Origin of the sequence: Microbaculum mangrovi (genome assembly GCF_051390635.1) — a bacterium.
GTDB lineage: Bacteria > Pseudomonadota > Alphaproteobacteria > Rhizobiales > Tepidamorphaceae > Microbaculum.
Window position 1 is genome coordinate 704299 of sequence record NZ_JBPODT010000001.1, and the last position, 22219, is coordinate 726517.

19 protein-coding genes are annotated in these 22219 nt (G+C 66.7%); 12 read left to right on the top strand and 7 right to left on the bottom strand.

The genetic code is table 11. From position 1 onward, the window contains the following. Nucleotides 1-46: 46 nt before the first annotated feature. Nucleotides 47-1345 carry an NAD(P)H-dependent oxidoreductase gene (locus ACSF9G_RS03365; RefSeq protein WP_436638326.1) on the bottom strand — a complete coding sequence of 433 codons (1299 nt, stop codon included), beginning with the start codon at nucleotides 1343-1345 and terminating at the stop codon, nucleotides 47-49. Between the two features lie 151 nt (nucleotides 1346-1496). Here ACSF9G_RS03365 and ACSF9G_RS03370 point away from each other — a divergent pair, with 151 nt between their 5' ends. The 3 genes from ACSF9G_RS03370 to ACSF9G_RS03380 are packed head-to-tail and all read left to right on the top strand — an operon-like array spanning nucleotide 1497 to nucleotide 4485. Further along, on the top strand, nucleotides 1497-2474 hold the full coding sequence (locus ACSF9G_RS03370; RefSeq protein ID WP_436638328.1) for a tripartite tricarboxylate transporter substrate binding protein: 978 nt from the start codon (nucleotides 1497-1499) through the stop codon (nucleotides 2472-2474). Nucleotides 2475-2499: 25 nt separating this feature from the next. Beyond that, complete coding sequence (locus tag ACSF9G_RS03375) at nucleotides 2500-2967, top strand: tripartite tricarboxylate transporter TctB family protein (protein WP_436638330.1); 468 nt, start codon at nucleotides 2500-2502, stop codon at nucleotides 2965-2967. 12 nt (nucleotides 2968-2979) lie between these two features. Next, nucleotides 2980-4485 carry a tripartite tricarboxylate transporter permease gene (locus ACSF9G_RS03380; RefSeq protein WP_436638332.1) on the top strand — a complete coding sequence of 502 codons (1506 nt, stop codon included), beginning with the start codon at nucleotides 2980-2982 and terminating at the stop codon, nucleotides 4483-4485. Here ACSF9G_RS03380 and ACSF9G_RS03385 read toward each other — a convergent pair. The 4 genes from ACSF9G_RS03385 to ACSF9G_RS03400 all read right to left on the bottom strand — a co-directional run bounded on the left by ACSF9G_RS03385 (nucleotide 4479) and on the right by ACSF9G_RS03400 (nucleotide 7206). Continuing rightward, a complete protein-coding gene (locus ACSF9G_RS03385; RefSeq protein WP_261618452.1) occupies nucleotides 4479-4790 on the bottom strand; it encodes a hypothetical protein in 312 nt (103 codons plus the stop codon). The genes ACSF9G_RS03380 and ACSF9G_RS03385 overlap by 7 nt on opposite strands. A 118-nt stretch (nucleotides 4791-4908) precedes the next feature. Further along, nucleotides 4909-5559 (bottom strand): BA14K family protein, encoded by a 651-nt coding sequence (locus ACSF9G_RS03390; protein ID WP_436638334.1) that lies wholly within the window; start codon nucleotides 5557-5559, stop codon nucleotides 4909-4911. Nucleotides 5560-5661: 102 nt separating this feature from the next. Then, nucleotides 5662-6462: a phytanoyl-CoA dioxygenase family protein gene (locus ACSF9G_RS03395; RefSeq protein ID WP_436638336.1), complete on the bottom strand. Its 801-nt coding sequence runs from the start codon at nucleotides 6460-6462 to the stop codon at nucleotides 5662-5664. Between the two features lie 60 nt (nucleotides 6463-6522). Then, nucleotides 6523-7206 (bottom strand): GntR family transcriptional regulator, encoded by a 684-nt coding sequence (locus ACSF9G_RS03400; RefSeq protein ID WP_436638338.1) that lies wholly within the window; start codon nucleotides 7204-7206, stop codon nucleotides 6523-6525. A gap of 231 nt (nucleotides 7207-7437) precedes the next feature. Here ACSF9G_RS03400 and ACSF9G_RS03405 point away from each other — a divergent pair, with 231 nt between their 5' ends. Next, entirely contained in the window at nucleotides 7438-8640 is a 1203-nt protein-coding gene (locus ACSF9G_RS03405; protein ID WP_436638340.1) for a pyridoxal phosphate-dependent aminotransferase, read from the top strand. A gap of 68 nt (nucleotides 8641-8708) precedes the next feature. Here the strand turns inward: ACSF9G_RS03405 and ACSF9G_RS03410 are convergent, their stop codons facing one another. Continuing rightward, on the bottom strand, nucleotides 8709-9164 hold the full coding sequence (locus tag ACSF9G_RS03410) for a hypothetical protein (RefSeq protein ID WP_436638342.1): 456 nt from the start codon (nucleotides 9162-9164) through the stop codon (nucleotides 8709-8711). A gap of 213 nt (nucleotides 9165-9377) precedes the next feature. On the opposite strand from ACSF9G_RS03410, the gene ACSF9G_RS03415 reads away from it, so the two are divergent. From ACSF9G_RS03415 to ACSF9G_RS03440, 6 genes are all read left to right on the top strand, one after another. After that, the gene (locus ACSF9G_RS03415) at nucleotides 9378-10391 is read left to right on the top strand and encodes an LLM class flavin-dependent oxidoreductase (RefSeq protein WP_436638351.1); all 1014 of its coding nucleotides are present in this window, start codon (nucleotides 9378-9380) and stop codon (nucleotides 10389-10391) included. Nucleotides 10392-10595: 204 nt separating this feature from the next. Further along, entirely contained in the window at nucleotides 10596-11471 is an 876-nt protein-coding gene (locus ACSF9G_RS03420; RefSeq protein ID WP_436638353.1) for a crotonase/enoyl-CoA hydratase family protein, read from the top strand. Between the two features lie 179 nt (nucleotides 11472-11650). Then, nucleotides 11651-12124 carry a DUF992 domain-containing protein gene (locus tag ACSF9G_RS03425; RefSeq protein WP_436638355.1) on the top strand — a complete coding sequence of 158 codons (474 nt, stop codon included), beginning with the start codon at nucleotides 11651-11653 and terminating at the stop codon, nucleotides 12122-12124. A gap of 235 nt (nucleotides 12125-12359) precedes the next feature. Further along, nucleotides 12360-13664: a M12 family metallo-peptidase gene (locus tag ACSF9G_RS03430; RefSeq protein WP_436638357.1), complete on the top strand. Its 1305-nt coding sequence runs from the start codon at nucleotides 12360-12362 to the stop codon at nucleotides 13662-13664. A 384-nt stretch (nucleotides 13665-14048) separates the two neighbouring features. Further along, entirely contained in the window at nucleotides 14049-15914 is a 1866-nt protein-coding gene (locus tag ACSF9G_RS03435) for an ABC transporter ATP-binding protein (RefSeq protein ID WP_436638359.1), read from the top strand. 196 nt (nucleotides 15915-16110) lie between these two features. Continuing rightward, complete coding sequence (locus ACSF9G_RS03440) at nucleotides 16111-16680, top strand: SH3 domain-containing protein (protein ID WP_436638361.1); 570 nt, start codon at nucleotides 16111-16113, stop codon at nucleotides 16678-16680. Nucleotides 16681-16848: 168 nt separating this feature from the next. Here the strand turns inward: ACSF9G_RS03440 and ACSF9G_RS03445 are convergent, their stop codons facing one another. Further along, a complete protein-coding gene (locus tag ACSF9G_RS03445) occupies nucleotides 16849-17667 on the bottom strand; it encodes an outer membrane protein (protein WP_436638363.1) in 819 nt (272 codons plus the stop codon). A 358-nt stretch (nucleotides 17668-18025) separates the two neighbouring features. Here ACSF9G_RS03445 and ACSF9G_RS03450 point away from each other — a divergent pair, with 358 nt between their 5' ends. Together ACSF9G_RS03450 and uvrB are read left to right on the top strand one after the other, a co-directional pair. Then, complete coding sequence (locus tag ACSF9G_RS03450) at nucleotides 18026-18841, top strand: lytic murein transglycosylase (protein WP_436638365.1); 816 nt, start codon at nucleotides 18026-18028, stop codon at nucleotides 18839-18841. 355 nt (nucleotides 18842-19196) lie between these two features. Beyond that, a complete protein-coding gene (gene uvrB, locus ACSF9G_RS03455; RefSeq protein WP_436638367.1) occupies nucleotides 19197-22040 on the top strand; it encodes an excinuclease ABC subunit UvrB in 2844 nt (947 codons plus the stop codon). The last annotated feature ends 179 nt before the right edge of the window (nucleotides 22041-22219 follow it).

Here is a 22219-nt window from a genome sequence, read left to right on the forward strand (position 1 = left end):
CTTGTGTTTCAGAACGGTATCGGCCCGCCGGCCGGTGCGCGAATAATCAAGTCATTGCCTCGGCTTCCCGCCGGATCGTGACCGCGAGGTTGTCGGCAAGCTGGATGTCGTCGAACCGCACGACGTTGCCGGCCGCCACCGCGGATGTGAGCGTCACGCCGTGTGCAAGCCCGATCGGCAGGGCGCCGACCGCCAGGCTCTTCTGCGCCGGCAGGAGCTTGCCCCAGACAGTGTAGCCGCCCTCGCCGTCGAGCCGGTCGCCGACCTTCAGATCGCGCTTGGCCACCGCCACCGCATCGCCGCAAAAGCTTCGCGTCGTGCCCGTGGGCTCGCCGCGCAAGGCGGCACTGAGCACGGACACGGACAACTCCAGGCCGATCAGATGGAACGGCTTGTACATCGCCGCGTACCGACCGCTGGCATCGGTCTTCAGGCCGTACTGGCGGAAACAGTCGGCGGCGTAGTCGTTCGGCGCCTCGAGAACCACGTAGACGCCCCAGCGCAGGTCCCGATAGACGGGCCGCGAGTCGCGCTCGAGGCTCGAGATCACCTCGACCATGCCGCCCCCCTCGAGCACGCCGCCGGCCGAACGCGGCCGCAGGATGTGCGCGAGATCGTCGACGCCGCAGGGCGGGAACAGCAGGCCATCCGCGGGGACATTCAATCCGGTCGCGTTGGCGATTGCCGCCATCTCGATCGCCGATTTGGTGCCGTCCAGGAACGAGTTGAACATCTGCGCGTTCATGCCGGCCGCCGCGGCCTGCTCGTCGCTGAGGCCGTAGTGGGACCAGACGTCGTCCGGCGTCACCCGATGGAAGCCCGGCAGGTACTTCGTACCCTTGCCGGCGGCCGCCACGTCGAAACCGCAGGCACGCGCCCAGTCGACCATCTCGCAGACGAGCGCCGGCTGGTCGCCATAGGCCATCGAGTAGACGACGCCCGCCGATCGCGCCCGCGCCGCCAGGGCCGGACCGGCCAGAACGTCGGCCTCCACATTGACCATGACGATGTGCTTGCCCGCCTCGAAAGCGGCGAGCGCGTGGGCGATGCCGGCCTTCGGATTGCCGGTCGCCTCGATCACCACCTCGACACTGTCGCGGAAGCAGAGCGCCGCCCCGTCGTCCACGAAGGCTGTCGCCGCGATCCGCTCCTCTTCCCAGCCGACCGTGCGGCAGGCGGCTCTCGCCCGGTCGACATCGAGGTCGGCGATGGCCGCGACCTCGAGACCGGGGATCGTCGGTACCTGGGACAGGAACATAGAGCCGAACTTGCCGGCGCCGATCAGCCCGGCCTTCACCGGCCGACCGCCGTCCGCGCGCGCCGCGAGCAATGCCATCAGGTTCATTGATTTCCCCTTTTCCGGACCGCCCGCAATCGCACCCGCCGGACGGCATGCGATCCAGGACAACCTCCCAACGCACAATCTCGGTTGCGCAGGTCGCACGTTTCCGTGCACACTTCAAAACGTATACACAGAATAACTTCGGGAGGAATACATGCTTGGACGGGCTCTTCGTAGCGCGTTGGTGGTGCTTGCGCTTTCGATCCTGACTTCCGTTGCGGGACCCGCATACGCCCAGTATCCGGATCGGCCACTGACTCTGATCGTGCCGTGGGGCGCGGGCGGCGGCACCGATGCCACCGGTCGCATCATCGCCTCCATTCTCGAGAAGGAACTCGGCCAGCCGGTGAATGTCGTCAACCGCACGGGCGGATCCGGCGTCGTCGGCCATTCGGCGATCGCCGAGGCCGCGCCGGACGGCTACACGCTCGGCGTCGCCACCGTCGAGATCAACATGATGCACTGGCAGGGCCTGACCAACCTGACCTACGAGGCATACACGCCGATCGCCCTCGTCAACGAGGACCCGGCCGGCCTGCAGGTGGCGGCGGATTCGCCCTACGCCACCGCCGAGGATCTCATCGCGGCGATCAAGGCGGCACCGGGCAGCCTGAAGGCGTCGGGCACCGGCCAGGGCGGCATCTGGCATCTCGCGATCGCCGGCATGCTGAACAGCGCCGGCATCGATCCCGCTTCGGTGCCGTGGGTGCCGAGCCAGGGTGCGGCGCCCGGCCTGCAGGATCTCGTCGCTGGCGGCGTCGCGATCGTGCCCTGCTCGCTTCCCGAGGCCCGCTCCCTGATCGAGGCCGGCCGCGTGAAGTCGCTGGCAATCATGTCCGACAAGCGCGCCGCGCTGTTCCCGGACGTGCCGACGCTGAAGGAAGCGATCGGCTCGGATTGGACGATCGGCGCATGGCGCGGAATCGTCGGCCCGAAGGGCCTGCCCGACGACGTGACGCAGACGCTCACCGCGGCGCTGGAGAAGGTCTACAACTCGGACGACTACCAGACCTTCATGAAGGATCGCGGCTTCGGCGTCCGCTGGGCGGCCGGCGCGGACTTCGAGGCTTTCATGAAGCAGTCGAACGAGAGCCTCGGCGCGGTGATGAAGGCGGTCGGCATCGCCAAGTGACCGCCGTCGCCTGAGGGCGGATCCGATGCGGATCAGCGACACGATGCTCGGCGGGTTTCTGATCGCCTTCGGGGCGGCGCTCGCCGGGTATTCGCAGACGTTCCCCGCCATACCGGGCCAGACCTATGGCGCCGCGATCTTCCCGACCGCCGTCGCCATCGGGTTCGCCGGTTGCGGGGGCCTGCTGGTGATGCACGGGCTGCGCTCCAACGCCCGCCACCTCGGGACGGCCGAATGGATGTTGAACCGCCGCGCGGTGGTCGGTGTCGCGTTGGCCGTGCTCGCGATCACCGGGTATATCCTGCTCGCTCCGGTGATCGGCTTCATCCCGGTCATGGCGGCGATGCTGCTCGGCCTGTTTCTGTTCCTGCGGGTTCGCTGGCCGATGGCGGTCGTGCTCGCGGCCGTCGTCACCGTGGTCATCCACGGCGTGTTCGCCGGCCTGCTGCTCGTGCCGCTGCCGATCGGCCTGTTTCCCCGCATCTCCTGGTGAGGACGTGACTCCGTGAACGCCATCGGCGCCGCCTTCGAGCTCGTCCTTCAATGGAATGTGTTTGCCACGGTGCTGCTCGCGGCCCTGTTCGGCCTGACGGTCGGGGCCATTCCAGGCCTCACCGCCACCATGGCGACCGCGCTGCTTGTTCCCCTCACCTTCTTCATGGATCCGGTGCCGGCGGTCGGCGCCATCGTCGCCTGCGCGGCGATGGCGATCTTCGCCGGCGACATCCCCGGCACGCTGTTGCGCATTCCCGGCACCCCGGCGTCCGCCGCCTATACCGACGAAGCCTACGCGATGACCCGCAATGGGGAGGCGGAGACCGCGCTCGGGGCGAACCTGCTGTTTTCCGCGCTCGGCGGGCTTGCCGGCACCGCCGTGTTGATCTTCGCCGCGCCCGCGCTCGCCGAGGTCGCGCTGAAGTTCTCGTCCTTCGAATATTTCTGGATGGCGCTCCTGGGCCTCACCTGCGCCGTGTTCATCGGCTCGGCCCAGCCGCTGCGCGCCTTCGTCAGCCTGTTCATCGGCCTAGCGATTGCGACCATCGGCCTGAACAACCCGGCCGGTGTTCCGCGCTTCACCTTCGGCTCGACCAACCTTCTCGCCGGCATCGATTTCATCCCGGCGATGATCGGCCTGTTCGCGGTCTCCGAGGTGCTGCGCTCGATCGCCAGTGGCGTGCCCTCGATCGGCAGGCTGCAGACGTCGACCGGCAATATCTTCAAGCACTGGGGCGGGATGGTCACGACCTACTGGCGCCAGCAGCTCCGGGGTAACGCGCTCGGCATCGCCATCGGCGCGCTTCCCGGCGCCGGCGCCGATATCGCCGCCTGGGTGGCCTACGCGGTGAGCCGCAAGATGTCGCGCACGCCCGAGAAATTCGGCACCGGGCATGTCGAGGGCATCGTCGAGAGCACGTCGGCCAACAACGCGGCGCTGGCCTCGGCCTGGATCCCCGCCCTCGTCTTCGGCATTCCCGGCGACACGATCACCGCGATCGTGATCGGCGTCCTCTATGTCAAGGGCCTCAACCCCGGGCCGACGCTGTTCCTGTTCAATCCGCAGTCGATCTACGCGGTGTTCATCATCTTCGTGCTCGCCAACCTGGTGATGATCCCGCTCGGCTGGGTCACGATCAAGCTGGCCAAGCGGCTGCTGCTCGTGCCGCGCAACATCATGATGCCGGTGATCCTGGCCTTCTGCATCGTCGGCGCCTTCGCCTCCAGCAATTCCAGCTACGGCATCATCGTGATGCTCGCCTTCGGCATCCTCGGTTTCGTCATGGAGGAGAACCGCATCCCGATCGCGCCGTGCATCCTCGGCATCGTCATCGGGCCGATGCTGGAGGAGACCTTCGTCACCTCCATGATCAAGTCGGACGGCTCGTTCCTCGGCTTCTTCGAGCGCCCGATCGCCGCCGGCCTGGGGATCGTGACGGTCCTGATCTGGCTCTCCCCGCTGATCGGCATGCTCATGCGCCGCCGAAATGCCGGGGCCTCCGCGTCCGGTCAGTAACCCGGCGGATAGGGCGCGTAGTAGACCCGGGGCCCCGGACCATAGGCCGGTGCCGCAACATAGGGCCTGTAGCCAACGACCGGACCACCGCCAGGAACCTGTCCGGGCCCGTCATAGGCCAGGCTCGGGATTTCCCCGCCGGGATAGAGATAGCCGGAACGGTACTGGGTGTAGACTTGGTTGTTCAGCGCCCGCCAGCTCGTGCCGGTGTCCTCGGTATCGGCCTGGAAGGATTCCGCGTGAGCGAGTACCGGCAGGCCGAGACCCATCGCGATCGCTGCTGCGTAGATCGTCTTGCGTTTCATCGGTTGTCTCCTTTCGGATCGGGGCACGCCTGGCCCCACACAGGTCCGCTGCGGCACGGCGCAGCCGGCGCCCCGACCCGCCGCCCCGCGACGGTGCCCGGGCAAGGTGCCGGCGCGATCAGCGGCAGAAATGCCGGCGGCCGTCGTAACCGAGAAAGGTACCCGACCCCGGATCGAACGAGCGGTAGCGGCTCTCGCAGTAGCGGTACCAGGCCGGCGTCCACGGCGCCGGATTGGCATAGACGTAGGCCGGTTGCCGGGGAGCCGCCAATGCGCCGCCGAGGATCGCGCCGACAGCCAGGCCGGCGACGCCCGCGGCCACCGCCGCGCCGTCGTCGTACCGATAGCGCCCGTGGGAGTAGTACGGACGATAGCGGCCGTAGCCGCGGGGATTGCGATAGCCGCCGTAGTAGGAACGACCGGCATACGGATACACCTTGCCGGGACCGTTCCAGCCGCGTCGATGATCGAGCGATTCCGCCGATGCGCTCGACGGAGCGACGATCAGCATCACGGCAACGCTTGCTGCGAGCAAAGTTGTGAGAACTGGCATTGCGACCTCCTTTGGCGCGATGCGGACGCCGTCGGCGAGGAAAAGTCCGGCCGCGCGATCAAAAGGCGTTCCGCAGGTCTGCCGATAAGGATCAAACGCCTGCCGGTCGGATTCGGTTGCATGACCATTTCGGGGCGATTCCGCGGCGCATAGCAGGCGGCGGATAGCGGGCAGCGAGGCATGCCCCGCGCGCGCCGGGTCGGTGGCCCAGCGCAAAGGTCCGGTTTGCCGGGAAGTCGGACGTGCAAACAGCGATACGCGGCCCGGTCGTGCCCGAGCCGCGTCGCTGGTCGGGTCGCCGGTCGGGTTGCCGCCGGCCTACTCTGCCGCTTCCATGCCCGTGCGGGCCAACTCCAGCAGGCAGTCGTCGGACAGCGGTTCGATCGGCGCGAAATCGCGATGGGCGATCCACGGAGCCCGCGTGAACTTGGTGATGTGGTTGGAGACCGCGCACAGCGTCAGATAGACGATCTTGCGCGGATACGGCGTGATGTTCGGCGGGCTGGCGTGAACGAGATTGCCGTGGAACATCAGCACCGTGCCCGGCTTGCCCGTCGGCGCGACGATGCCGCCCTCCGCGGCGAGCCGCGTCACCGTCTCGTTGTCCAGCGTCCAGAGCGGATAGGACGTGGTCTTGAGGTCGTGGCCCGCTTCGAGCACGCCCGCCTTGTGGCTCTTCGGGATGAACATGAGCGGCCCGTTGATCGCCATCACCTCGTCGAGGAAAACGGCGATGTTCATGGCGCGCGGCTCCGGCATGCCGTCGTCGCGGGCCCAGGTGCCGTAGTCCTGGTGCCATTGCCAGACTTCGCCATCGAACGGCGCCTTCGCGTTTATCTTGAACTGGTGCATGTAGACCGGTTCGCCGAACAGCTGCGACACCGGCTCGACCAGCCGCGGATGCGCGCCCAGGCGGCGGAAGGCCTCGTTGTAGGTATGCGCAGCAAAGGCGGTGCGCGGCGCCCCGGTGGTCTCGCGCCAGACCTCTTCGCGATCCTGCGCATAGATATTCTCGGCCTCCTCGCGCAGCACGGCGACTTCCGCTTCGGAGAAACAATCGGGCAGGAACAGGTATCCGCTTTCGTCGAAGTCGCGCAGTTGCTGGTCGGTCAGTTTCATGGCGTTGCTCCTCCTGCGCAGCCTTGTTGATTTAATGACCGGGACGCCCGCGGCTGCGCGTCAGGCGGCGTCCGAATCGATTTCGAGGCGGTTCGCCAGATCGGCGCCGGCGGCCTCCGTGTGGCGCCGTGCGAGGCGTCCCGCCTCGTCGACCGCGCCAGCTTCGATCGCCGCGAGGATCCCGGCGTGTTCGGTCCAGACCCGATGCCTGATCTCCGGCGCGTTCAGAACCGCCCCCATGCACCGTTTGAAGTGCGGCCACTGGTCGGAAATGATGTCGAGGATCGCCTGATTGCCGGACAGGCGATGCAGGGCGGAATGGAACGCGACGTCCGCGTTGATCCAGCGCCCGCGCCCGTCCTCGTCGGTCAGGGCCTGCCCGCTCTCCAGCGCCCTTCGCGCCTCCTGGAGCGTCGGGATGTCGGCCAGGCCGCCGGCCACGACCTTTGCCGCGCGCCGCGCCGACAATTCGTCGAGAGCAGCGCGCACCTCGTAAAGGTCCGCGATGCGCTCCGGCTCGACGGGCGCGATGGCCAGACCGCGCCGCCCCTGCTCGCTCACCAGTCCCTGCCGTTTCAACAGCTGTAGCGCGTGGCTGACGGGCTGACGGGACACACCCAGGCGCGCGGCGAGGTCTTCCTGCCGGATCCGTTCACCGGGCTTCAACACACCGGCGGCGATGGCGTCCACCAGGCTCTCGTGAACCTGATCGATGAGGTTCGGCACTGCCGATAATTGCTGCACGCCCTGATCCTCGCCCGACAATTTTTCGAATTCGGAATTCCGAATTCAGAATGCCGAAACAGCGGACCGCAGACAATATGCACTGCAGCATACGGGGGCGACCAAAATTCAGACGCGATGCGCATCGTGATAGCGACCCGTGGCACCAACTTGTCCCTTGCCTCGGTGCCGTTGCGCAACTACGGTCCGCGCCGTTTCCTTTGCCCCACGCAATTCCCGGGAGAAACAGGCATGGCCTTCCTTGCCGACACACTCGGCCGCATCAAGCCGTCCGCAACCATCGCCGTCACCAACAAGGCCCGCGAGCTGAAAGCCGCCGGGCGCGACGTCATCGGCCTCGGCGCCGGTGAGCCGGATTTCGACACGCCGGAGAACATCAAGGAAGCGGCGATCAAGGCGATCCGCGAGGGCAAGACCAAATACACCGCCGTCGACGGCATTCCCGAGCTGAAGCAGGCGATCACCGCCAAGTTCAAGCGCGAGAACGGCCTCGACTACGCCCCCAACCAGGTCACGGTCGGCACCGGCGGCAAGCAGGTGCTGTTCAACGCGCTGATGGCGACGCTGAACCCGGGCGACGAGGTCATCATCCCGGCGCCCTACTGGGTGAGCTATCCGGACATGGTCGCGCTGTTCGGCGGCGTTCCGGTCGCCATCGAGGGGCCGGCGGAGACCGGCTACAAGATCAGCCCGCAGACACTCGAGGCCGCGATCACGCCGAAGACCAAGTGGCTGATCTTCAACTCGCCGTCGAACCCGTCGGGCGCCGCCTACACCCGCGCCGAGCTCAAGGCCCTGACCGACGTGCTGATGAAGCACCCGCACGTCTGGGTGATGACCGACGACATGTACGAGCACCTGGTCTACGACGACTTCGAGTTCACCACGATCGCCCAGGTCGAGCCCGGCCTCTACGAGCGCACGCTGACGGTGAACGGTGTGTCGAAGGCCTATTCGATGACTGGCTGGCGCATCGGTTACGGCGCCGGGCCGGCCAGCCTCATCAAGGCGATGGGCACGATCCAGTCGCAGTCGACCTCGAACCCCTGCTCGATCTCGCAGTACGCCTCGGTGGAAGCGCTGAACGGCACGCAGGACTTCATCGCGCGCAACAACGAGGTCTTCAAGGGCCGGCGCGATCTGGTCGTCTCGATGCTGAACCAGGCGAGCGGCATCACCTGCCCCATGCCCGAAGGCGCCTTCTACGTCTATCCGAGCTGTGCCGGCACCATCGGCAAGACGTCTACCGGCGGCACCAGGCTCGAGACCGACGAGGACTTCGTCACCGCGCTTCTGGAAGAGGAAGGCGTCGCGGTCGTTCAGGGCACGGCCTTCGGCCTCGCCCCGTTCTTCCGCATTTCCTACGCCACCTCAACGGAGGCGCTGGAGGAGGCCTGCACCCGCATCCAGCGCTTCTGCGGCGGCCTGCGGTAGGCGGACGCCGTTTTCACTCGTCATTGCCGGGCTTGCCCCGGCAATGATCGGTTCTCGGCGCGGACAGCTCAGTTGAGATAGGCCGGACGCTCCGTCGCCGCCGAGCCAATCGCCCCGGCCGCGAGGATCCGGTCGAAATCTCCGCTGTTCGGGCAGAAATCGTGGAACCGCTCGGCGAACGCCGAATGCGCGATCACCTGCCGGCAATGTCCGCGCTGCCGGCACATCGCGCAAGTGCGCTGAAGGTCGCGGAACCAGTCGCTGTCCTGTACGGCGAACGCGTCGGGATCGATGCCGACCGATACCATGCCTTTCGCCATCAGATCCTCGAAGGCGAACGGGCGCGACACGGCGTCCCTCAGATCCGACGCGTCCATGCCCGTCTCCGCCAGGATGCGCGAAGCTTCGTGCGGATCGAGCGCGTTGAACTCCCGCATCGTCCGCGCGGCCTGTCGCTTGTCCCGCACGTAATCGACCGCGAGGCGCCAGGCCCCGGCGATGTTTCCAAGCAACGTGTTGTTCATCGGCGTCCTCCACCGTTCCGGTCTCGCGAAACCGCGCCGCCGGCGACAAAACGCACCGCACCGCGGCTACAACCTATCGTAACGGTAGAATATAGAAAGCATGCGGTCTTTGAGCTGCATCAAATGCGCCGGTCGCGGTCCCGCCATTGCCGGGCTTGACCCGGCCATCCGATTGCGCAGTTTTCAAAGGGCAATGTCCGCTGGAAGCCCATGATGCCCCTCGCCCTCTCCGTCCTCGATCTCTCGCCGGTGACGACCGCGGCCCCGCCGTCGCAATCGCTGCGCAATTCGATCGATCTGGCTCGTCACGTCGATCGTCTCGGTTATGCCCGCTATTGGCTCGCCGAGCATCACAACCTCGCCAACGTGGCGACCACGTCGCCGGCGATAATGATCGGCCAGGTGGCGGCCGCCACGGCGCGCATTCGCGTCGGCTCCGGCGGCGTCATGCTGCCGAACCACGCCCCGCTCACCGTCGCCGAGAATTTCCGCACGCTCGAGGCGCTGTTTCCGGGCCGCATCGATCTGGGGCTCGGCCGCGCGCCGGGCACCGACCAGCTCACCATGGCCGCGCTGAGGCGGCGCATGGAGGGCGCGGAGGCCGACGATTTCCTCGAGCGCCTGCACGAGCTGATCGCCTTCGGCACCGATAGCTTTCCCGAGGGCCATCCGTTCCGGCAGGTGACGGCGATGCCCGACGACGTGACGTTGCCGCCGATCACGATTCTCGGCTCGTCGAACTATGGCGCCCATCTCGCCGCCGCCATGGGCCTGGGCTACGCCTTCGCCCATCACTTCGCCTCCTATCCCGCCGACCAGGCGATGCAGATCTATCGCGACAAGTTCCAGCCCTCTGTCTGGCTCGACCGGCCGCACGCGATCCTCGGCGTCTCGGCGGTCTGCGCGCCGAGCGACGAGGAAGCCGATTTCCTCGCCGCCACCGCCGACCTTGCCTGGTTCCGCATCATGCGCGGCGAGCGGGCGCCGCTGGCCAGCCCCGAGAACGCGCTGGCGCTCGATCTGACGGAAGGCGACCGCGCGCAGATGCGCCGCGATCGCGTCCGCCACGCCGTCGGATCGCCCGAGACCGTGAAGGCACGGCTGGACGAGTTGGCGACGCACTGCCAGGCCGACGAGCTGATGGTGACCTCCAACATCTTCGACCATGCCCTGCGCAAGCGCTCCTACGCACTTCTGGCGGACGCGTTCGGCCTCGAAGCCGCATAGTATTCCGCGGCGAAGTGTTCCGCGGCGTAATGGTCCAGTGGGCGGGGCAACTTTTGCGCTAGGCGTGGGAAATGGCCCGCGCGGTGGGACAAAAAAGCGCTCTCGCGTGATTTGTAGACTTCCCGTTAACGCGAATGCAATCTACAACCCTTACGCGAATTCTTGCCAAACATTCGGGGGCGAACACCGGCTGGGAGGCCTTTGATGTCAGACTATCGTTCCATCCGCTATGCGACCAACGGACGGATAGCGACCATCACGCTCAACCGTCCGGACCGGCTGAATGCCATCGACCGGTACATGCCGCAGGAGATCGAAGCCGCGGTCAGGCGGGCGAATGACGACGACGCCGTTCATGTGATCGTCGTCGAGGGCGCCGGCCGCGCATTCTGCTCCGGCTACGACCTGCAGGACTTCGCCGAGGCGGGCGGCACCAATCCCGGCATCCAGGACATGCCGTGGGACCCGATGCTCGACTTCAAGTTCATGTACGCCAACACCCATGCGTTCATGAGCCTGCACCGCTCCTACAAGCCGACGATCGCCAAGATCCGCGGCCACGCGGTCGCCGGCGGCTCCGACATCGCCACCTGCTGCGACCTGATCGTGATGGCCGAGGAAGCCAAGATCGGCTACCCCCCGGCCCGCGTCTGGGGCTGCCCCTCTGTCGGCCTGTGGGTCTTCCGCATTGGCGCCCAGCGCGCCAAGCGCATGCTGTTCACCGGTGATCTGATCGACGGCCACACCGCCGTCGAATACGGCCTGGCCATCGATACCGTGCCGGACGCCGGGCTGGACGAGGCCGTCGAAGCGCTGGCCAACCGCATGGCCGGCGTCCCGAAGAACCAGTTGATGATGTCGAAGCTGATGATCAATTCCGCCCTCGACAACCAGGGGCTCAGTACCACCCAGCAGATGGCGACCCTGTTCGACGGCATCACCCGCCACTCACCGGAGGGCGTATGGTGGAAGCAACGCGCGGAGGACGTCGGCTTCAAGCAGGCCGTGCGTGAACGCGACTCCGGCGCCCCGATCGCCGCCGAAGCCGAAAGCAAGCTGCCGGATTGGCGGCAGGATTGATCGAACCGACGATCGAAACCCGGGCCGCGGTCCCCCGCAAACCGTTGATCGATCGCAATGAAGTCCGTGAAGATTGCGCGCGTCATTGTCACGGAATTGCCGGAACCGATGCCCATAGTCCGGCGTTGAAGGCGGGGGACAGCCAAGTCCTCTGCTCGAAAATGAACAAGGAGATCACCATGCGCCGAGTTGCTGCAGTCGCCGCCGTCGCGGCCCTCACCGCCGTTCTGTCCGGCCCCGCCGCCGCCCAGGATCGCGTCGAGGCTGGCGTCCTGAAATGCGACGTCGCCGGCGGGACCGGCTTCATCGTCGGCTCGACCAAGAACCTGACCTGCAGCTTCGAGCGGGCCGGCGGCGGTGTCGAGAACTATGCCGGCGTTGTCCGCAAGTTCGGCCTCGACATCGGCACGACCGGCGAGACCGTGATCGTCTGGGGCGTGCTTGGCCCGGCCTCCGGCGTCGCCCCCGGCGCGCTGGCCGGCGGCTATGGCGGCATTTCCGCCGAAGCCACCGTCGGTGTCGGTCTGGGGGCCAATGCCCTGATCGGCGGTTCGAATAAGGCGATCGTGCTGCAGCCGCTGTCGGTTCAGGCGCAGGAAGGCCTCAACATCGCCGCAGGCATGTCGTCGATCGAACTGACCTACGTGCAGTGACCGACGTGATCGCGTGAGCGAAACGGATTTCCAGGCGCCCGGCACCGCGTGTCGGGCGCCTATCGTATGGCCGATTGACAGGCGAAACTCGGTACTTGGCCGGCTACGCCTAAAGTTTGAGTGGCGAACGGCCGGGAACCGTTAATACCGTTCCGATAGACCGAAGCAGATCGATTCGACCCGCCGGCCCCGGCATTCCGCGGCCCTGGTCCGGCCAAGGCTGAGGGGCTACCCGATGGCAATCACCGCCACCCGCACGCGGGTCCGTCGACTGGCGTTCGCCGCCATCGCCACCGCAGCCGTTTCGCTTGCCCCCGGCGCCGCTGTCGCGGCGGGCCTTGTGGAGGCCGTCCCGGCGACCGAGGCGGCCTCGGTGAAAGGCCCCCCGCCCTCGCCTTTTGCATCGCGCGACCGGCTCGTGCGCCTCGATTACGGTTACATGGAGAGCAATGTCGCGCCGCGGGGCGTCGACAGGGCCCGCAATCGCATCACCCTGGCCCCCGCCGAGGCCAGCGTGGATATCGCGCTGTTTCCCGACCTGTCCGTAACGCTCGATCGGATATCCCTGAAGAAGGCCGATCTTGGCGGTTTTGTCTGGACGGGCACGATCCGCGGCGAAAGCGGCTATGCGTTGCTGATCGTCTCCGACGATCAGATCACCGGCCAGATCCAGATCGGAACGCGGGTGTTCAGGATCTCGCCGGTTTCCGGCGCGATGCACCGCGTCAGCGAAATCGATCCGGGCAGCTTCCCGCCCGAGGAATCCATTCCCGCGCCGACGCCGGGGCAGCCGTCCGCCGCACCGGAATCCAGCGGCAACGAGGAAGCGAAGACGCGGATCCGGGTGCTCGTCCCCTATACCAAGAGAGCCCGGGCCCAGTCCGGCCACATCGTCCAGGACGCGAAGCTGGCGATCGCCAACGCCAATCTCGCCGCCAACAACGCCGGGGTTAAGATCCGCTACCGACTTGCCGGAACCACCTTGGTGAGACGCTATCGGGAACGGGGTTTCCTGCGGGATCTGAAAAAGCTGACGGCCGGCAGGGGACCGTTCGCCAGAGTCAGGAAATTGCGGAATAGCAGGAAAGCCGATCTGGTCACTCTGCTGCGCAAGAACAGCAAGACCTATTGCGGCCTCGGCTGGTATATCGAGACGCCGTCGAAATCGACCGAGAATTACGGATTCACGGTGACCGCGCATGGCTGCGTCACCAACCATTCGGTCACCCACGAGATCGGCCACAACAGCGGCCTGGAGCACGACCGCTATCAGCTCGTCAACGGGGAAAACAAGCCGAACCCGCCGAGTTCCGAATACAATTTCGGCTACACCAACCTCGGCGCCGAGATCATGTCGGTGATGGCCTATCACACCGAATGCAGCGCCAGTGGCAAGAGCTGCACGCGCGTGCCCATGTTCAGCTCGCCGACGCGGACCTACGAGGGCGACACGCTGGGCATAGCGGAAGGGCAGAGCAACGCCGCCGATGCCGCCAGGCGGATGAACGAGACAAGGAAGGGCGTCGCCAGCTATCGCTGAGCCCGGCTCGGTATGGTTGCTAGGGTACGGTGCCGCCCGCCAGGGCGGCGTAGGCCGCCGCCGCCGCGACCAGCAGGAAGATAAAGATCACGATCTCTCGACCGGGCATGAGCACCGGGACCTCTCCGGTTCGCGCGTTGCCGCGTCGTTCCAAGCCGACATGACGGTGCCGCCGCAATATGGCGGTTCGGTGGTGACCCAAACGAAATTTTGGTGATCTGACAAGGAGTCCCGTCGCCGTCGGCGGGATCGCCATGTCCACATTCGCCCCCGGACATCGCCCCCGCCCATCGCAGCCCGCCCATTGCGGCCGGACCGCCCTATATGATCGTTCGCCCCCGGCACGGATTGGCCACGGAGGCAAGGTCGTGCGAGCCTGAACAGATGTTCCGCTATCTCGAATCTCGGTTGAGACCCACTGACGTGCCCGAGCGTCCCGAGCCGCCGGCCGGGCTCCTGGCGTTCTATTGGCATTTCGCCCGCCAGGCGAAGGGCCTGCTCGCCCTCCTTCTCCTCGCCGAAATCGCCCTTGCGCTCTCCGATGCGGCGGTTCCGTGGATCATCGGACAACTCGTCGGCCTGGTGACCACCATCCCCGCGGACCGGTTTCTCGCCGAGTCGTGGTCGATGCTGCTTGTCTTCGGCGCCATCCTGATCGCGCGCCCGGCCGCCACCTTCGCGCGCTCGATCATCGCCAATCAGGCGATCAACGGGCCGTTCTCCAGCCTGGTGCGCTGGCAGAGCCATTGGCACGTGGTGCGGCAGAGCTGGGGCTTCTTCCAGAACGACTTCGCCGGACGCATCTCCAACCGGGTCATGCAGACCGGTTTCGCGCTTCGCGAGAGCCTGACCCAGGCGATAACCGCGGTCTGGTACATCGTCGTCTACGGCATCACGGCGATCCTGATGCTCGCTGCCGCCGATGTCTGGCTCGCGGTCCCGGTGATCCTGTGGGGCATCGGCTATGTCACGCTGCTCGTTTTCTTCGTGCCGCGCCTGCGCCGGCGCTCGCGGCGCATGTCGGAGGCTCGCTCCGCCCTGATGGGGCGCATCGTCGACAGCTACACCAACATCCTCACCGTCAAGCTGTTCGCGCGGCCGCACGACGAGGACGCGTTCGTGCGCGAGGGCGTCGACCGTCATACCGACCGCGTCGCCGATCAACTGCGCCTGATCACCATCTTCGCCGCCGCGCTGGCGCTGTTGAATGCCGCGCTGATCGCCAGCGCCGGCGGGCTGTCGCTATGGCTGTGGACCGCCGGGACGATACAGGTCGGCGCCATCGCGATGGCGCTGCCGCTGACCTTCCAGCTCACCAACATGTCGCGCTGGATCGCCTTCCAGGTCACCTCGATCTTCGAGCAGATCGGCGTCGTGCAGGAAGGCATGCAGACGATCGCCCGGCCGATCGAGCTGACCGACCGGCACGACGCGACCGACCTCGTCGTCACCCGCGGGGATATCCGTTTCGACGACGTGAGCTTCGGCTATGGCCGCGACACCGGCGTCATCGAAAACCTGTCGCTGCATGTGCGTCCGGGCGAGAAGATCGGTCTGGTCGGCCGGTCCGGCGCCGGCAAGTCGACACTGGTCAACCTCCTGTTGCGGTTCTTCGACGTGGAACAGGGCCGCATCCGGATCGACGGCCAGGACATTTCCGCCGTGACCCAGGAATCGCTGCGCGCCGCCATATCGGTGGTGACGCAGGACACCTCGCTGCTGCACCGGTCCGTCCGCGACAACATCGGCTATGGCCGGCCGGAAGCGAGCGACGACGAGATCCGTGCGGCGGCCCGGCTCGCCCATGCCGACGGGTTCATCGAGGACCTCGTCGACTGGAAGGGACGGCGGGGCTACGACGCTCACGTCGGCGAGCGCGGCGTGAAGCTGTCCGGCGGCCAGCGCCAGCGTATCGCCATCGCCCGTGTGATCCTGCGCGACGCGCCGATCCTGGTGCTCGACGAGGCGACGTCGGCACTGGATTCCGAGATCGAGGCGGCGATCCAGTCCAGCCTCGATACGTTGATGACGGACAAGACCGTGATCGCCATCGCGCACCGCCTGTCGACCATCCACCGCATGGACCGGCTGGTGGTGCTCGACCGCGGCCGCATCGTCGAAAGCGGAACGCACGACGAGTTGCTGGCGCTCGACGGCCACTACGCCCGCCTGTGGCGCCGCCAGTCGGGCGGCTTCCTCGGTCGCAGAGAAGAAGAAGACGGAGACGCCGCTCCGCAGGCGGCGGAATGACGCCGCCGCCTTGAACGAACGCGGAACCGTTCGCATGTTCATGTAAGGTTCATACTCCCGGCGCTCCAATGGAGGGGAGTCAGGCTGCCCGGTCCATCGTTCCACCACGATGGCGGCCATGATGCCGGCCAAACTGTTTGGTACCGAGCCGCTGAATGATGTCTTTCGCCATCGATCCCAATGGAAGGAGGGTCGGATGAAACTGATTTCCCGCACTCTGGTCGCCGCGGCCGGACTGACGGCGCTGGTTTCGCTTCCCGGCACGGCCAGCGCTGCCGTCAGTGCCTATGCCGTCGGCAACGTCAACATGCGCACCTGCGGCAGCACCAAGTGCCCCCGCATCGCCACCGTCCCCGTCGGCGCGCCCGTCACCATCTACGGCTGCACCGGCGGCTACGGCTGGTGCGATACCCAATGGGGCCGCTATCGCGGCTGGGTATCCGGCCGATATCTCCAGGCGGTTGCGCCCGGCTATGCCGAGCCGAGTCCGCTGCCGGCGATCGGGGCCATTCTCGGCATCGCGATCCTCGGCGCGGCGATCGCCGATTATCCGGGCTACTACTATGGCTACGGGTATCCTTACTATCGCGGCGGCTACGCGTATCCGCGCTACCGCTATCCGGGATATCCCGGCTATCGCGGCCGCGGGCCGAGGGGTGGCGTATCTCCGTCGTGGCCGGGATACGGTGGCAGCTTTGGCGCTCCGCGCGGCGGCTGGGGCGGGGGTGCACCCCGCGGACCGAGCCGGCCGCTCAGCGCGCGCTGACGGCACCGCTTCGCAACATCGCCCGCGGAAATGTGCGGCGGCCCCTTCCGGGCCGCCGTTTTTCATGCGCGTTTCGCGCCGTAGCGCAAAAGAAAACGGCGGCTCCGCGAGGAGCCGCCGTTGTCCATTTCGAAGGTCGGCGGGTGTCCGCCGAAAGCCCTGAAGCCCTTAGAACTTGTAGCTCAGGCGGGCCCGCGCGATGACGCCGTCGTGGTCGTAGTTGACCGCCATCGACGTACCGGCCGGCGCAACGAACGGCGCCGCTGCGACACCGTTCACGGTCGTGCTGCCCAGGTCGAAGTACAGCACTTCGGCACCCAGGACGATGTTGTCCGTGATGGCGTAGTCGAGACCACCGCCGACGGTCCAGCCCCACTCGGTGTCGCTGTTGCTGCCGTTATAGACCTGCGGAACGCCCGGGAAGCCCCAACGGAACGTGTCCTCGACGCCACCAACGGCCAGACCGCCCGTGACGTAGAGCAGCGTCCGGTCGATCGCCAGACCGGCGCGGCCACGCAGGGTGGCGAGCCAGTTGATGTCCGACGTCGAGGTGAAGCGACCGTTCGCGAACGGCGCCACCGCGGTGGTGACCGTGCCGCCGCCGTTCATATCGGTGTACTCGATATCGGCTTCGAAACCGACGACGAACTGGTCGATCTGCCAGTTGTAACCGGCCTGCGCACCGCCGACGAAGCCGTCGCGGCTATAGCTCATGCCATTCGGGCACGCGCCGGCCGTGAGGCAGGGACCGAAGAAGGCGCCGCCCGGATCGACCACGCTGACGTTGACGTCATCGCTCGAGCTCCAGCCGTAGCCGGCGTTCAGACCCGCATAGAAGCCGGTCCAGTCCCAGGTCGGCACCGCGGTGACGACCGGCGGCGGAGTGTACTGCGGCATATCGGCGGCCTGGGCGGCCATCGGCGCCAGCGCAGCCAGCGAAACCGCACCAACAAAAGAAAGAGCACGCTGGTTCAACATTTCACTCATGTCCTTTTCATTTCGTTCCCAAAGGAACCCACACGGTTCACAACGGGCGGGAAACGCTTTGGTTTCCGTCATGAGCACTTCAACTGTGCCCAGACGCGGGCGAAATTGGGGCAGCCCTGGTGAATCGGAGGTGAATCCGGCGCCGAGCGCGTCGATTCGTTTTCGCAGTTGCGAACAGGCAACAGTTAACCATGGGTAAATCGCCTGATCCAGGCGTTAACAGATCGGCCCCGAGCCCCGGGTCGTGCTCCCGGCCGAGCCCCGGGCAGGCCCCCGCCGCCGGACAGCCGCACCGTTGGTCTCGTCCGTCCGCGATGCTACAAAGTCGACAGGAGAACGAGGATCGGAGAGCCCGAGGATGCGACGCCTTCTCGTCATGCTGGCCGCCATACCCGCCGCCCTGTCACTCCTGGCGCCCGCTCCGGCGCGCGCGGCGCAGTGCCAGCCGCCGAATGGCTTCGGCGGCTTCATCACCCAGTTCAAGGCAGAGGCCACCAGACTCGGCGTGTCGCCGCGGGCGCTCGCCGCCCTGGACGGCGTCACCGAGGACAAGCGCGTCCTGTCGCTCGACCGCAACCAGAAGCACTTCAGGGTCAGTTTCGAGGAATTCGCCCGCAAGCGCGTCACGACGGGTCGCGTGAACAAGGGCAAGGCGATGCTCAAGAAATACGCCAACCTGTTCGCGGCGGTCGAACAGCGCTACGGCGTGCCCGGCCCGGTGATCGTCGCCATCTGGGGCATGGAGACGGATTATGGCGCCGTGCTCGGCAACATGTCCTCCGTGCGGTCGCTGGCGACGCTCGCCCACGACTGCCGCCGCACCGAGATGTTCCAGAACGAGCTCCTGTCGGCCCTGCGCATCATCGATCGCGGCGACATGACGTCGGACCAGATGCGCGGTGCCTGGGCCGGGGAACTCGGCCAGACCCAGTTCCTTGCCTCCAACTATGTCCGCTTTGCCGTCGACTTCGATGGCAACGGCCGCCGCGACCTCATCCGCAGCGTGCCGGATGTCCTCGCCTCGACCGCCAACTATCTGAAGGCCTATGGCTGGAGGCGCGGTCAGCCGTGGACCGAAGGCAGCGCCAACTTCGTCGTGCTGCAGCAATGGAACAAGTCGCAGAACTACCAGCGTGCCATCGCCCTCTTCGCCTCCCGCGTCGCCGAGGGCTAAAGTCGGAAAAAAACCGCTTCCGCCGTCGAAATTTCCACAGCCGATGAAACTACCGGCACGAATGGCGATTAAATGGGCTTGTGGCGGGCTTCCCCCCACCCTATATGTTGCATCGCAGCATCGGATTCCGGTGCTGCAGCCCTCCTTGGGCGTTTCCTCCCTAGACTTGGGCCGTCCGGTACCCCCGGACGGTCCCTTTTTCTTCCTCCCCGCAACGTTCCCCGCGACCTCGCGCTTCGCCGACTGCCGAAGCGGACCGGTACGGACGGCCAACTGACACCCTGCTGTCAGTAGACTCCCGATCGACGGCCGCGCCCCCCTCGCCTTTGCGGCTGACTCGGCCCATATTGCGGCCATGGCCAAGCGCAAGACATCCGACCGGGCGGGCTTCGACGAAGCGCCGCAGGCCCCCTTCGACTCCCAAGTGCCGTGGAGTGCCGAAGGCCGGACCGGGAAGCAGCAAGAGGCGAGGGCGGCCGAAGGCCGGAACGGGAAACAGCAAGAGGCGAGGACGGCCGAAGGCCGGACCGGGAAACAGAAGCCCCCCAGGACACCGAATTCGAAAGCCTCCCGCCCCGCCCGCGCGCCGCGTATCGAAGGCACCGAGGGCGTCGACCTGATGGAGCCTGGCTCCGGCATCGCGCCGGCGTCGCAGGCGCCGGCGACGGAGGATCTGGAAGTATCGATGGCCGCGCGCGAGGCGCGCGACAACCTGACGGCGCTCTTGGAGCGCGGCCGGCCGTTCTACGTGCCAGACGACGCGCCCGACTGGGTGCCGCACCGCCCGACGCGGCCGGAGAAGTCGGAAGGCGGCGTCGCCCTCAGGATCGTTTCGGACTATGAGCCGCGCGGCGACCAGCCGACTGCGATCGCCGAACTGGTCGGGGGCGTCAAGGCGCACGAGGACACCCAGGTCCTGCTCGGCGTAACCGGCTCGGGCAAGACCTTCACCATGGCGCACGTGATCGAGCGCACCCAGCGCCCGGCGCTGATCCTGGCGCCGAACAAGACCCTGGCGGCCCAGCTCTACGGCGAGTTCAGAAGCTTCTTCCCCGACAACGCGGTCGAGTATTTCGTTTCCTACTACGACTACTACCAGCCGGAGGCCTACGTTCCGCGCTCCGACACCTATATCGAGAAGGAATCGTCGATCAACGAACAGATCGACCGCATGCGCCACTCCGCCACGCGCGCCCTGCTGGAGCGCGACGACGTGGTGATCATCGCCTCCGTCTCGTGCATCTACGGTATCGGCTCGGTGGAGACCTACACGGCGATGACCTTCATGCTGAAGCTGGGCGAGCGCATCGACCAGCGCCAGCTTCTCGCCGATCTCGTCGCCCTGCACTACCGCCGCAACGACCATGGCTTCCAGCGCGGCGCCTTCCGCGTGCGCGGCGACACGGTCGAGGTCTGGCCGGCGCATCTGGATGACCGGGCCTGGCGCATTTCCCTGTTCGGCGACGAGGTCGAGGAACTGACCGAGTTCGACCCGCTGACCGGCCAGAAGACCGACGCCTTCAAGTCGATCAAGCTCTACGCCAACTCGCACTACGTGACGCCTCGCCCGACGCTGCAGCAGGCGATCAAGGGCATCAAGGCGGAACTGAAGCTCCGTCTGGACGAGCTGAACCGCGCCGGCCGCCTGCTGGAAGCGCAACGTCTGGAACAGCGCACCGTGTTCGACCTGGAGATGCTGGAGGCGACCGGCTCCTGCGCCGGCATTGAAAATTACTCCCGCTATCTGACAGGGCGCGCGCCCGGAGAACCGCCCCCGACGCTGTTCGAGTACTTGCCCGACGACGCCCTTGTCTTCGTCGACGAGAGCCACGTCACCGTCCCGCAGATCGGCGGCATGTATCGCGGCGACTTCCGGCGCAAGGCGACGCTCGCCGAATACGGCTTCCGCCTACCCTCCTGCATGGACAACCGGCCGCTCCGGTTCGAGGAATGGGACGCCATGCGCCCGCAGACGGTCTGCGTCTCGGCGACGCCGGGCGGCTGGGAGATGAACCAGACCGGCGGCGTCTTCGCCGAGCAGGTCATCCGCCCGACCGGCCTGGTCGATCCGCCCGTCGAGGTGCGTCCGGCGACCTCGCAGGTCGACGACCTGCTCGACGAGGTCAAGCAGGTCGCCGCTAGAGGCTATCGTTCGCTGGTGACGGTACTCACCAAGCGCATGGCGGAGGACCTGACCGAGTATCTGCACGAGCAGGGCGTGCGCGTACGCTACATGCACTCCGACATCGACACGCTGGAGCGCATCGAGATCATTCGCGACCTGCGCCTCGGCACCTTCGACGTGCTGATCGGCATCAACCTGCTGCGCGAGGGCCTCGACATCCCCGAATGCGCGCTCGTGGCGATCCTCGACGCCGACAAGGAAGGCTTCCTGCGCTCCGAGACCTCGCTGGTCCAGACCATCGGCCGCGCCGCGCGCAACGTCGATGGCAAGGTGATCCTCTATGCCGACAGAATTACCGGCTCGATGGAGCGGGCGATGGCCGAGACCACGCGCCGCCGCGAGAAGCAGGTGGCGTGGAACACCGAGAACGGCATCACGCCGGAATCGGTGAAGAAGAACATCGCCGACATCCTCGGCTCGGTCTACGAGCAGGACCACGTGACCGTCGATTCCGGCCTCGCCGAAGCCGGCGCCACCTATGGCCACAACCTGCGCGCCGTCATCGAAGACCTGTCGAAGAAGATGCGCGAGGCCGCCGCCGACCTCGAATTCGAGGAAGCCGCTCGCCTGCGCGACGAGATCAAGCGACTGGAGCAGGCGGAACTGGCCGCGGCAGAGGACCCGATGGCCTATCCCGATGCCGACGCCTCGCCCAAGGGCAAGAAGACGAAGAAACGCCAGGAGGCAAGGAGAGCCGCAGGCTCGGGGTCCGGGGCAGGCTCCGGCCCGACCGGTACGCGACAAGAGGCAGGGAGCGCCGAAGGCGCGACCGGGAAGCGACAAGAGGCGGGGAAGGCCGAAGACCTGACAGGGAAGCAAGAACCAGCACTCGCTCCCTCGGCGCGCGTGCGCAAGCACACGCTGGACGAGATGGGCATGAAGGATCTCCCGGAACCGCTGCCCCCGGAAGGCTGGACGCCGAAACAGGCCCCCGCGCCCCTTGGCACCGGCCCCAAGGGCCGCTCGTCCGGCGGCAAACCGGGTACGCGGACGTTCCGCAAGAAGGATCGCTAGCCGCCCCTGACGATTCCGCAGCGGCGGGCGCCGCGTTTCCTGAACGATACCCCTGATCGCGCGTTCAGGTGCGGTTCAGGCGGCACCTGTCAAACCTCCTGCCACGGATCGGATGCGTTTCGAGCCCACCGCACGACGCGGACGGCCGGCGCCCGCCCCGAGATTGACAGGAGACATGT

Coding starts and splice junctions, on each gene's coding strand:
- ACSF9G_RS03365 (WP_436638326.1), bottom strand. CDS start 1,345: ATGAACCTGATGGCATTGCTCGCGGCGCGCGCGGACGGCGGTCGGCCG.
- ACSF9G_RS03370 (WP_436638328.1), top strand. CDS start 1,497: ATGCTTGGACGGGCTCTTCGTAGCGCGTTGGTGGTGCTTGCGCTTTCG.
- ACSF9G_RS03375 (WP_436638330.1), top strand. CDS start 2,500: ATGCGGATCAGCGACACGATGCTCGGCGGGTTTCTGATCGCCTTCGGG.
- ACSF9G_RS03385 (WP_261618452.1), bottom strand. CDS start 4,790: ATGAAACGCAAGACGATCTACGCAGCAGCGATCGCGATGGGTCTCGGC.
- ACSF9G_RS03395 (WP_436638336.1), bottom strand. CDS start 6,462: ATGAAACTGACCGACCAGCAACTGCGCGACTTCGACGAAAGCGGATAC.
- ACSF9G_RS03405 (WP_436638340.1), top strand. CDS start 7,438: ATGGCCTTCCTTGCCGACACACTCGGCCGCATCAAGCCGTCCGCAACC.
- ACSF9G_RS03410 (WP_436638342.1), bottom strand. CDS start 9,164: ATGAACAACACGTTGCTTGGAAACATCGCCGGGGCCTGGCGCCTCGCG.
- ACSF9G_RS03415 (WP_436638351.1), top strand. CDS start 9,378: ATGCCCCTCGCCCTCTCCGTCCTCGATCTCTCGCCGGTGACGACCGCG.
- ACSF9G_RS03420 (WP_436638353.1), top strand. CDS start 10,596: ATGTCAGACTATCGTTCCATCCGCTATGCGACCAACGGACGGATAGCG.
- ACSF9G_RS03425 (WP_436638355.1), top strand. CDS start 11,651: ATGCGCCGAGTTGCTGCAGTCGCCGCCGTCGCGGCCCTCACCGCCGTT.
- ACSF9G_RS03430 (WP_436638357.1), top strand. CDS start 12,360: ATGGCAATCACCGCCACCCGCACGCGGGTCCGTCGACTGGCGTTCGCC.
- ACSF9G_RS03435 (WP_436638359.1), top strand. CDS start 14,049: ATGTTCCGCTATCTCGAATCTCGGTTGAGACCCACTGACGTGCCCGAG.
- ACSF9G_RS03440 (WP_436638361.1), top strand. CDS start 16,111: ATGAAACTGATTTCCCGCACTCTGGTCGCCGCGGCCGGACTGACGGCG.
- ACSF9G_RS03445 (WP_436638363.1), bottom strand. CDS start 17,667: ATGAGTGAAATGTTGAACCAGCGTGCTCTTTCTTTTGTTGGTGCGGTT.
- ACSF9G_RS03450 (WP_436638365.1), top strand. CDS start 18,026: ATGCGACGCCTTCTCGTCATGCTGGCCGCCATACCCGCCGCCCTGTCA.
- uvrB (WP_436638367.1), top strand. CDS start 19,197: ATGGCCAAGCGCAAGACATCCGACCGGGCGGGCTTCGACGAAGCGCCG.